The sequence below is a fragment of the Mycobacterium sp. genome, from assembly GCF_044342925.1.
In the GTDB taxonomy this organism is placed as follows: domain Bacteria; phylum Actinomycetota; class Actinomycetes; order Mycobacteriales; family Mycobacteriaceae; genus Mycobacterium.
This window is the reverse complement of record NZ_JBIIOV010000121.1, coordinates 1-9,903: the sequence shown is the minus strand read 5'-3', so window position 1 is coordinate 9,903 and position 9,903 is coordinate 1. Positions and strand designations below refer to the sequence as shown.

At 68.8% G+C, this 9,903-nt stretch carries 11 protein-coding genes and 1 pseudogene; 2 read left to right on the top strand and 10 right to left on the bottom strand.

Translation table 11 applies throughout. The annotated features are described in order from the left end of the window. Positions 1-90 precede the first annotated feature (90 nt). From ADBZ6I_RS12820 to ADBZ6I_RS12795, 6 genes and pseudogenes are all read right to left on the bottom strand, one after another. Positions 91-651 (bottom strand): GNAT family N-acetyltransferase, encoded by a 561-nt coding sequence (locus ADBZ6I_RS12820; RefSeq protein ID WP_526384400.1) that lies wholly within the window; start codon positions 649-651, stop codon positions 91-93. A gap of 6 nt (positions 652-657) precedes the next feature. Then, the gene (locus ADBZ6I_RS12815) at positions 658-1,551 is read right to left on the bottom strand and encodes a 5-oxoprolinase subunit C family protein (protein WP_526384394.1); all 894 of its coding nucleotides are present in this window, start codon (positions 1,549-1,551) and stop codon (positions 658-660) included. Next, positions 1,548-2,168: a 5-oxoprolinase subunit B family protein gene (locus ADBZ6I_RS12810; RefSeq protein WP_526384392.1), complete on the bottom strand. Its 621-nt coding sequence runs from the start codon at positions 2,166-2,168 to the stop codon at positions 1,548-1,550. The genes ADBZ6I_RS12815 and ADBZ6I_RS12810 overlap by 4 nt, the downstream gene beginning before the upstream one ends. 15 nt (positions 2,169-2,183) lie before the next feature. Next, on the bottom strand, positions 2,184-2,873 hold the full coding sequence (locus ADBZ6I_RS12805; RefSeq protein WP_526384389.1) for a queuosine precursor transporter: 690 nt from the start codon (positions 2,871-2,873) through the stop codon (positions 2,184-2,186). Positions 2,874-2,907: 34 nt separating this feature from the next. Further along, complete coding sequence (locus ADBZ6I_RS12800) at positions 2,908-3,138, bottom strand: hypothetical protein (RefSeq protein ID WP_526384387.1); 231 nt, start codon at positions 3,136-3,138, stop codon at positions 2,908-2,910. A gap of 306 nt (positions 3,139-3,444) precedes the next feature. Then, a pseudogene (locus ADBZ6I_RS12795) lies at positions 3,445-3,911 on the bottom strand (LysE/ArgO family amino acid transporter); the annotation flags it as partial. Positions 3,912-3,949: 38 nt separating this feature from the next. Here ADBZ6I_RS12795 and ADBZ6I_RS12790 point away from each other — a divergent pair. Next, a complete protein-coding gene (locus ADBZ6I_RS12790) occupies positions 3,950-4,201 on the top strand; it encodes a hypothetical protein (protein WP_526384385.1) in 252 nt (83 codons plus the stop codon). Here ADBZ6I_RS12790 and ADBZ6I_RS12785 read toward each other — a convergent pair. The 4 genes from ADBZ6I_RS12785 to ADBZ6I_RS12770 are packed head-to-tail and all read right to left on the bottom strand — an operon-like array spanning position 4,198 to position 7,927. Then, on the bottom strand, positions 4,198-4,506 hold the full coding sequence (locus ADBZ6I_RS12785; RefSeq protein WP_526384383.1) for a glutaredoxin domain-containing protein: 309 nt from the start codon (positions 4,504-4,506) through the stop codon (positions 4,198-4,200). The genes ADBZ6I_RS12790 and ADBZ6I_RS12785 overlap by 4 nt on opposite strands. After that, the gene (locus ADBZ6I_RS12780) at positions 4,503-6,236 is read right to left on the bottom strand and encodes a sulfatase-like hydrolase/transferase (protein WP_526384398.1); all 1,734 of its coding nucleotides are present in this window, start codon (positions 6,234-6,236) and stop codon (positions 4,503-4,505) included. The genes ADBZ6I_RS12785 and ADBZ6I_RS12780 overlap by 4 nt, the downstream gene beginning before the upstream one ends. 41 nt (positions 6,237-6,277) lie before the next feature. Further along, positions 6,278-6,712 carry an SRPBCC family protein gene (locus ADBZ6I_RS12775; protein WP_526384396.1) on the bottom strand — a complete coding sequence of 145 codons (435 nt, stop codon included), beginning with the start codon at positions 6,710-6,712 and terminating at the stop codon, positions 6,278-6,280. Between the two features lie 24 nt (positions 6,713-6,736). Beyond that, entirely contained in the window at positions 6,737-7,927 is a 1,191-nt protein-coding gene (locus tag ADBZ6I_RS12770) for a DNA polymerase domain-containing protein (protein WP_526384381.1), read from the bottom strand. 43 nt (positions 7,928-7,970) lie between these two features. Here ADBZ6I_RS12770 and fadD2 point away from each other — a divergent pair, with 43 nt between their 5' ends. Further along, on the top strand, positions 7,971-9,650 hold the full coding sequence (fadD2, locus tag ADBZ6I_RS12765; RefSeq protein ID WP_526384379.1) for a long-chain-fatty-acid--CoA ligase FadD2: 1,680 nt from the start codon (positions 7,971-7,973) through the stop codon (positions 9,648-9,650). The last annotated feature ends 253 nt before the right edge of the window (positions 9,651-9,903 follow it).

Below are 9,903 nucleotides of genomic sequence, written 5' to 3'. Positions count from 1 at the left end.
GGGTTACCTGCTAATCGCGATGCGCTGGGCGGTGGACCCGGCGTAGGCGCCCTTGACCCGGACATCCGGTTGCCGTTCGCCCTTGGCGAACTACCAGGCGTCGCCGTCCCGCCAGTCGCACATGAGGTCGGAATCCGGGTCGAGGTCGACCTCCACGGGGAGCACGTACACCGAGCCGTCGTCGTCGGGCGTCGGCATGGCGCCGCTTGGTGACAACACCGATGTCCGACCCCGCCAGCCCAGCCAGCCGCGTGGCCGGTAGAGCCGCGCACCGGCGCCCGAAGCGCTCAGCGCACCCATCGGGTAGGCCCCGCGGATGACCTGCTCGGCGGCGTCCAGGACGGCGCTGCCCAGCCCTTGGCCCCGCCAATCCTCGCGTACCGCAACACCTTCCACGTAGCCGCAGCGCAGGGCCGTACCGCGGTAGATCAGCCGGCGCTGAATCACCGCCGCGTGGGCGATCAGCGTTCCGCGGTGCGCGATGACGGCGTGCATTCCGCCGAGGGCATGGTCCCAGTCGGCGTCGGTGAATTCGCCGGTGTACGCGTCGACGAGCAGCCGCTGGGCGCTGTGCAGCGTCTCGCTGTCGAGGTCGCTGGTGTGGACCAGGCGGGCGGTGTGGACTTGGTTGGACGAGAATGGCGTCACGATTCAGCTCTACCAGCCCGACGGGTTCGTCGTGGCGATACGGGCCCGGATCCAGTGCAGCCGGACCGGCTGTCCCGGGCGCAATTGCCCCACCTTGTCGACATCGGCGTCGGCGACCACGCCGATGACCGGGTACCCGCCGGTGACCGGATGGTCGGGGCCGAAGATCACCGGCTGGCCGTTGGGCGGAATCTGCACCGCGCCGCGGGCAACACCCTCGCTGGGCAATTGGCGATCGGGACAGCGGTGCCGGATCGCCGGCCCGCTCAGGCGAACGGCCACCCGGTCGCTGCGATCGGAGGTCACCCACGCGGTGCGTACCAGGGCGTCGGGGTCGGTGAACCAGTCGTCGCGCGGACCGGGGATGAGCCCGATGTGCACCAGACCGCCGGTGACCGGTGCCACAGGTGCCTGCTCGATGCCGGGGAACCCGTCGCCGGCCCGGCCGACGGGGATCACGTCGCCGGCATGGAGTGGCCGCGGTCCGATGCCGGACAGCGTGTCGAGGCTGCGCGAACCGAGCGTCGGCGCGACATCGATACCGCCCCGCACGCCGAGATAGCTGCGCAGCCCGCTGGCCGGTGTCGTCAGGGTGAGCACCTGGCCGTCGTCGAGCCGCTGAACGTTGTTGACGCCGAAGGGCATGCCGTCGACGGCTGGGCGAGCGTCCGCACCGGTCACCGCGACGTGCAGCGGGCCCCCGTGGACGCGGGCACGCAACCCGCCCAGGGTGATCTCCAGGGTGGCGGCCTGCTCGGGGTTGGTCACCAGCCGGTTGGCCAGTGCATGCGAAGCACGGTCCGCCGCGCCGGATCGGGTCACCCCGACGTGGGCGAATCCGGGCCGGCCGTGATCCTGAACCAGCGCCAGCGGCCCGGTGCTCAGGATCTCCAGGCTTGTCACGGCATGTCCAGGGCGCGGAACCGGACCCACATGCCGGGGCTCAGCAGCGCCGGCTGTGGGCGGTCAAGGTCCCACAGCACCGTGTCGGTCCGTCCGATGAGCTGCCATCCGCCCGGTGACTCTCGGGGATACACGGCGCTGAACTCGTCGGCCAGTGCCACCGACCCGGCGGGCACCCGGGTCCGGGGCTCGGATCGGCGCGGAACGGTCAATTGGGGGTCACCGCCCACCAGGTAGGCGAAACCCGGTGCGAATCCGCCGAAACCCACCCGCCACGGCGTGCCGGTGTGGGCCTCGACGACCTCGGCGGGGGTCATGCCGAGCCGGTCGGCCACCTCGGGCAGGTCGGCTCCGTCGTAGACGACGTCGATGACGATCTCGGTCCCGGCCGCCCGGGCCGAATCCCGCGCTGTGGGTGCGGGTAGGCCGCTCAACCAGGCCCGGGTGGATGCCTGCCGCGCCGGCTCGGTCACCGTGACGAGCACGGTGCGAGCGCCTGGCACGATATCGACCACTCCCGGCGCCGGGGCGCTGCGCAGCACCTCGACGAGGCTGAGAACCTCAGCGACGGAGCCGCATTGGATCAGCAGACCCTGGTCGCCGTAGTCGAGGATCATTACGCTCGCCGACCATCAGACCGCGGCGGGCTGGTACGTGGGCTCGTGACGTTTGACGTAGGCGATCACCCGGTAGGTGATCGGCAGCAGCACCACTTCGACGGCGGTCTTGTAGAGCCAGCCCAGGGCGGTGTAAGTGGCCAGGTCCGCGAAGGAGCTGATCCCGATAGCCTTGGCCGCGATGGTGCAGAACACCAGGGTGTCGCCGAGTTGGCCGGCGAACGTCGAACCGACCAGCCGGGCCCACAGATGTTTTTCCCGGGTGTGTTCCTTGATCTTCACCACTGCCCATGCGTTGATGGTCTGCCCGACGATGAACCCGGCCAGCCCCGCCACGATCAGCTGGGTGTAGGCGGCCACCACGTTGGCGAAGTGCTCCTGGTTGGGATAGAAATCCGCGGCCGGCAGGTAGACGGTCACCCAGAACGCCAGTGCGGCTAGTCCGTTCATCAGAAAACCGGTGATGATGGCGCGCCGGGCGGCCCGGAAGCCGTACACCTCCGCCAGGACGTCGCCGATGACGTAGGTGAGCGGGAAGACGAGGAAGCCACCGTCGGTGAGGATCGGCCCGAATGCGACACCCTTGGTCGCGGTGACGTTGGAGATGATCACCAGGGCGGTGAAGACCGCCACCAGAATCGGGTAGTAGACGCTGCCCACCCGCGCAAACGACGGCGCCGGGAAGGTATCGACGTCGGTGGTCACGCCGACAATCCAAGCATGCCCGCCGCCGTGGCGGTCAGCCCAGCGCCTTGGCCAGCAGTCCAGGCAATTGGTCTGCCACCGAGGGGTACGACAGCGATGAGGCGTAGGCGATGGCTCCGGCGAGGTCGGCGGTGGTGAAGACATTGCGGCCATGGCTGGTGGCGCGGAGGTTGGCCACGCCCGGTTCGGCCAGCAGTGCCGTGCGCTGGTCGTCGCTGTCGGTGCACCGGATCAGGACATCGGTGTCGGCGGCCGTAGCGGTCACTCGCAGTCCCGTCGCCGCGAGGAAGTCGGTGCCACCCCGAGACGGCGTCGGTGACCGGGTCCACCGGGGTTCCGACGTTCATCAGCACCACCGTGCGGTCGGCGAAATCCGGATTGGCCTGCGCGACGGCGGCGAATCTCTCGTCGACGGCGGCGACCAGACCGTCCCTCTCACCGGCCCGGTACACCGCCCGGCCGACGTCGTTTCCGGACCGCGAGCAACCGGCGGACGCCGCCAGACCCGCGGTCGCCGCTGTGGCGAGGAACTGACGCCGGGTGCGGTGCGGGCCCATCCGCGCGACACTAATCAACGCGTGCTGAGCGCGAGCGAAATCCCCAGCGCCAGCATGATGGCGGCGATGAGTGCATCCAGGATGCGCCAGGTTTTCGGCGAGGCGAAGAGCCCGGCCAATCGGCGCGCACCGAATCCGAGGCCGAAGAACCAGACCACGCTGGCTGCCGCCGCTCCGGCCCCGAACAGCCAGCGGCCGTCCTGCTGCTGATTGGCAAGAGTGCCCAGCAGCACCACAGTGTCGAGGTAGACGTGCGGGTTGAGGAAGGTCAACGCCAGACTGGTGGCCAGCACGGCACCCAGTCGCGCGGGTGCGGTGTCGGCCGGGGTCAGGGCGGCCGGTCGCAGGCGCGCCGCGCCGCCAGCAGGCCGTAGCCGATCAGGAACGCCGCCCCGCCGTAGCGGGCCGCAGTGGTGAAACTCGGGTGCGCGGAGACCAGCGCGCCCACTCCCGCGATTCCGGCGAAGATCAGGGCGAGATCGCGACCACCTTCACGCGGCGAAGTCTAAGGTGAGCGCCGTGACGGAAACCGCTGCGCCTCCGCCCCTCCCGGCGCGGCAAGCTCCGCCCACCCGGTTCGGACATCCGATAGGGCTGGTGAACCTCTTCGGGGTGGAGCTGTGGGATGTCCACGGTGCTCGGCGGGTGGGTGGCCGACCCGCGCACGAAGCCACCTACTTCGGCGTCATCGGCGCGGTGGCGGTGCTGGTTGATGCGGTGGTGTGGGTGCTGGCACCGCGGGTCAGCCGACTGATGGCGGGTGCGCACTAACGCTGCCAGGGCCACCGCCGCCCCGGCGCGCGGCTCTCGAGCAGGTGCGGGGCGATCTCCCGAAGGGCGGCCTCCACCTGGTCGACGCTCGGATTGACCATTCCCCGCCGGCCGACGAACACCGTGGGCACGGTCTCGTTCCCGTCCGCTGTGGCACGCACCCGCGCGGCGGCGTCCGGGTCCTCCCAGATGTTGACCGGCTCGAACGGAATCCCTCTCTTGCGCAGGCGGTTCCGTAGCGTCACACAGAACGGGCAGCCGGGCCGCCAGTAGAACTGGACGGCTGTGATGGCCGGCTCACTCACCCCGATCCCCGAATCGCATACGGCCACGGGTTGTTCCGTTCCGGCACCGAGTGGGCTCGCTCCTGTTTCAGGCGCATCCGTAGGTAGGCCCGCAGCTCATGTAACTCCGGATCGTCCCAGCGGTTCTGAGCCTCGATCGGGTCATCGGTGAGGTCGTAAAGCTCCCACTGGTCGTCCAGCGGGCTGGTGCGGTACACCTCGCCGCCCAGGCCGTTGGCCGCCAGGTGCCGCACCCCGGGCTCGGTCCAGGTGGACGGGTCGTCGAAGCTGCGGACCAGTTTCCAGAGCCGGTCGTCGACCCGGACCACCAGGCCCTCGAAGTTGGCCGCGGTGTGCGCGGGTATCCGAATACGCAGCGGTGCAGGAGGATTGGTGGTTCGACCCAACTGGCGGCCGAGGCCGGAGGCTCCGGAATCGCCCTCCAGCATGTTGTCGCGGGTCATCAGGTACACCGCGCGGTCATCGTCGGCGGGCGCCCCGTCGACCACCGGCATCAGGTTGCGGCCGGGCAGCGGATGCACCTCGGAGAACGACTCGCGCAGCGTCGTCGCCACCGCCTCCACATCCACCCGGGCCGCGCCGAGCAGTGTGGGCACCAGGTCCACATGCGAAGTGGGGGTGTCGACCACCCGTGCCGCGGTGGCCTGCCCGCCGATGCGGGCGATGGTGAACGGCACCCGGGTGGCTTCGTCGTAGAGGTTGAACCACTTCTGGTGCAGCCCGCCGTGCGCGCCCAGTAGATCGCCGTGGTCGGCGGTGCGCACCAGCACGGCGTTGTCCGAGCCGTCGCAGACGGCTCGGCGCACCCGGTCGATCGGGGTGTCGACCTCGGCGTGCAACCGGTAGTAGAGGTCGCGGTAGCGCTGGCCGAAGCGGCCGTAGACCTGCTGGATCGCCGCAGCCGGGCCGTAGCCGGAGTAGTAAGCCTCACGGAAGGCGATCTGCGCGGCCGGTTTGGTGCGCAGATCCTCCTCGGCGGTTGGTGCCGGCGGTACGTGCGGCGGGTCCAGCGGCGACGACGTGACCGGGTTGCGCAGCACCCAGCCGGGGAACAGCACGATGTCGTGCGGGTTGACGAAGCTGGCCACCAGCAGGAAGGGGCGCAGCGCCTCGGCATCGCCGGCCCGGCGGCGGGCGTAGCGATCCTCCAGCCAGGCCACCACCCGCTGCGCGATCAGTGGGTCGCGGCGTATTCCGGCGTTGGATAGCAGCGCGCCGTGCGGTTCGGGGCCGACCCAGCCGGAAAAGCCATAGGCGGCAAGGGGATCAGCGTCCAGGTAGCGCTGTACCGCCGACTGGTCGATGACACCGTCGTCGTCATTGGTCGGCAACGGTTGCCCAGTGGCCGGGTCGGCGAGGTCGGCGTGCGAGATGTGCCACTTGCCGTCGTAGTGGGTGTCGTAACCCGCGGCCCGGAACCAGTTGCCCAGGGTGGGAACCTCCCGGGGGCGCAGCCACCGCATCCGGGAGTCGTCGTAGGCCTTGCCGATGCCGTCGGTCTGGGTGACCCCGTGCAGATCCGGGTACTGACCGGTGAAGATGGTGGGCCGGCTGGGCACACAGGCCAGCGAACCGGTGTAGTGACGGGTGAAGCTGACGCCGTGCTCGTCGAACCAGCGCCGCCCGGTCAGCACCCGCTGTCGCCAATCCATCACCGCGGGCGATTCGTACGGCGGGATCGCGCGTTCCTCGTCGGTCATGACGATCACGATGTCGGGACGGTCGGTCACTGCGCGGTCGGTCACTGCGCGGTCGGTCACTGCGCGTTCTGTCACCGTCGCACCTCCACTCGTGTTGCCAGTCCGGCGAGCATGGCATCGGACTGGTGAGCCAGCATGCGGCAGGCGGCACGCTCGGCGAGCCGCGCCGCCGGGTTGCGGCCGATCTGCACGGTGCTGGTCAGGGTGACCGCGGTGGCACCGTCGGCCGCGGGGGTCAGCGTCCACCGGTTGGACACCCGGCCCAGCCGCCGCGGCAGGCCTTCGATGTCGTAGCTCAGCACGTTCGGCGCGGCGCATTCGGTGACCCGTTCCACCAACGTGTTTCGGCCGACCTGGACCCGTCGCGATGTGCCAAGCAGCGTCGTTCCGCGCTCCAGAATGCAGGAGTGGTCGACGTTGGACGCCCAGGAACTCAGCGCGCCGAAGTCGGCCAGCACGTCCCAGAGGGCAGCGGGTGGCGCCGCGATGCTGGCCGAACGCGTCATCGATGCCACTTCACCACCATAGGCTCACCGCCAGGGGCTGTAATCGGCGATCAGATCCTCCTGCTTCGGGCGCTGCCGCGGCGGCACGTGCTCCAGGTTGATCCGGATGCGGTACCAGACTGAACTCGGCCCGCGCATTCCGTCGACGAGGATGTCCGTCGGCGTGAGCAGGGACGCCGCCGTGGGGTGGCGCTCCCGCCATACCTGCAGAGCGGCCATGGCCTCGTCGCGGGTTTTGGTGCGGGCGATCTCGATCAGCGGTTTGGTGCCCCGCGGCGGCCGTTCCGGCGGACCCAGTTCCTCGGCGAGTCGCAACAGCGCCTCCAGCGAGCCGCCGTCGTCGTCCATCGATTCCCAGGGATCGCCCCGCTCGGCGAGACGAGCCGGAACGGTGGCGAGGGTGAATTCAGCTGCCGCGCAATCGGATAGCTCGTCCCAGTGTAACGGTGTGGACACCCGGGCGTCGGGGACGGCGCGCACCGAGTACGCCGACGCCACGGTGCGATCCTTGGCGTTCTGGTTGAAGTCGACGAAGACGCCGTGGCGGTCCTCCTTCCACCACTGGCTGGTCGCCAGCTCAGGAGCCCGGCGTTCCACCTCGCGGGCGACCGTCTGCGCCGCCAGTCGGACCTGGGCGAAGGTCCGGTCTGAAGCGATGCGGGCATAGATGTGGAAACCGCGGGACCCGGAGGTCTTCGGCCAGGGCACCAGCCCGTGGTCGTCGAGGACCTCGCGGACCACCGCGGCGACGTCGAGGACCTGTCCCCACGGCACGCCGGGCAGCGGATCCAGGTCGATCCGCAGTTCGTCGGGGTGGTCGAGGTCAGTGGCCCGCACCGGGTGCGGGTTGAGGTCGACGCAGCCGAGGTTGACCACCCAGGCCAGCCCGGCTGCGTCGTGGATCACCGCTTCGGCCGCCGAGGTGCCCGAGGCGTACTTCAGTTCGGCGACGTCGATCCAGTCCGGCCTGTTGTTCGGTGCGCGTTTTTGGAACACCGCCTCGTGGGCAATGCCTTTGACGAACCGTTTGAGGATCATCGGGCGCCCGGCCACCCCGCGCAGGGCGGCGTCGGCAACGGCGCAGTAGTAGTGCACCAGATCCAGTTTGGTGATTGCCGGTTGCCCGTCGGCGGGCGGGAACATCGCCTTGTCCGGGTGGGTGATCGTCACCTCGCGGCCGGCGGCAACCACCGTCGCGGCAGCGGATTTCGCCATGATCCCACCCTATGACCTATGCCGGTGGCTTTAGGGTGAGTGAATGCCCAACTTCTCCGATCTGACAGCCAAGGCGCTGGACAAGGCCAAGCAGTTCGCCGAACGCGGCTCAGCCGAAGTGCATTACCTGCAGAAGATGATCGGCTCAGGAGCTTTCGGCGTCGACCTTCCGCAGAACTACGCCGCGCTTGCTGGCGACATCCGGCGCTGGGGCGAGATCGGCATGATTCCGGCGCTCAATGCGCGCCGCAACCCGTACCGGACGGCGATCATCGACGACGAAGGGTCCATGACGTTCGCCGAACTCAACGACGCCGTCAACGCGGTGGCCAACGGGCTGCTGGCGATGGGTGTCAGGGGCGGCGACGGGGTCGCGATTCTGGCCCGCAACCACCGCTGGTGGATGATCGCCAATTACGCGTGCGGCCGGGTGGGTGCCCGCACCATCATGCTCAACACCGAGTTCTCCGGGCCGCAGATCCGCGACGTCGCCGCCCGCGAAGGCGGCAAGGTCATCATCTACGACGACGAGTATTCCGAGGCGGTGAAGCTGGCCGAGACGCCGCTGGGCAAGCTGCGAGCGCTGGCCACCAACCCCGACACGAATGAGCCCTCGGGCAGCACCGACGAGACGCTGGCCGATTTGATCGCCCGCAGCAGCAAGGCCGACGCGCCGAAGGCCACCAAGAAGTCGTCGATCATCATCCTGACGAGCGGCACCACCGGAACTCCCAAGGGCGCCAACCGGAAAGCGCCGCCGACTCTGGCGCCGATCGGCGGTGTGCTGTCCCGCGTGCCGTTCAAGGCCGGCGAGGTCACAGCCCTGCCGTCGCCGATGTTCCACGCGCTGGGCTATCTGCACGCCACGCTGGCGATGACGCTCGGCTCGACCCTGGTGCTGCACCGGCGGTTCAACCCGGCAACGGTGCTCACCGACGTTGCCAAGCACAAGGTGACCGCCATCGTGGTGGTGCCGGTGATGCTCTCGCGGATGCTCGACGCCCTGGAGAAGATGGAGACCAAGCCGGACCTGTCCTCGCTGCGGATCATCTTCGTCTCCGGGTCGCAGCTGGGTGCCGAGCTGGCGACCCGGGCGATGAAGGACATCGGCCCGGTGGTCTACAACCTGTACGGCTCAACCGAAATCGCGTTCGTCTCGATCGCCCGCCCGCAGGATCTGCAGAAGAACCCGGCCACCGTCGGCCCGACCATCAGGGGCGTTGAAGTCAAGATCCTCGACGACCACGGCGCGGAGCTGCCGCAGGGCAAGGTCGGCCGGATCTTCGTCGGTAACTTCTTCCCGTTCGAGGGGTACACCGGCGGTGGCGGAAAGGAGATCATCGACGGCCTGATGTCATCGGGCGACGTCGGCTACTTCGACGCGAACGGCCTGCTCTATGTCAGCGGCCGTGACGACGAGATGATCGTCTCCGGCGGCGAGAACGTGTTCCCCGCCGAGGTGGAAGACCTCATCAGCGGTCACCCCGACGTCATCGAGGCCACCGCAATCGGAATGGACGACAAGGACTTCGGCCAGCGGCTGCGCGCGTTCGTCGTCCTCAAAGAGGGTGCGACGGTCGCCGAACAGGAAATCAAGGATTACGTGCGCAATCACCTGGCGCGCTACAAGGTTCCGCGCGAAGTTGTCTTCCTGCCGGAACTGCCGCGCAACCCCACCGGCAAGATCCTCAAGCGCGAGCTTCGCCAGATCGAGATCCACTGATCCGGTTGTTCACCGCCGGCCCAGGTGTCACGATTGGCGAATGCCGACAAACCCGCGTGCTAACGAATCGGAGCCTGATGGCGAGCCGTGGTACGGCGGACCGGATGGTTCGATCATGCGAACAGTGATGAATGTGACGCCGGGGTTGCGCCTTGTCGTCCGGAAGGTTCGGCGGGCCATCTACGGGAGAAATCCGCGCGCGTAAGCCGTCAAGTAGCCGACGACTGTGCGTCCGGACCTACGGATCGCGGGG

What these genes read in the sequence shown, in the direction of transcription:
- ADBZ6I_RS12775 (WP_526384396.1), bottom strand. Translation starts at nt 6,712, where the DNA reads ATGACGCGTTCGGCCAGCATCGCGGCGCCACCCGCTGCCCTCTGGGAC.
- fadD2 (WP_526384379.1), top strand. Translation starts at nt 7,971, where the DNA reads ATGCCCAACTTCTCCGATCTGACAGCCAAGGCGCTGGACAAGGCCAAG.
- ADBZ6I_RS12770 (WP_526384381.1), bottom strand. Translation starts at nt 7,927, where the DNA reads ATGGCGAAATCCGCTGCCGCGACGGTGGTTGCCGCCGGCCGCGAGGTG.
- ADBZ6I_RS12810 (WP_526384392.1), bottom strand. Translation starts at nt 2,168, where the DNA reads ATGATCCTCGACTACGGCGACCAGGGTCTGCTGATCCAATGCGGCTCC.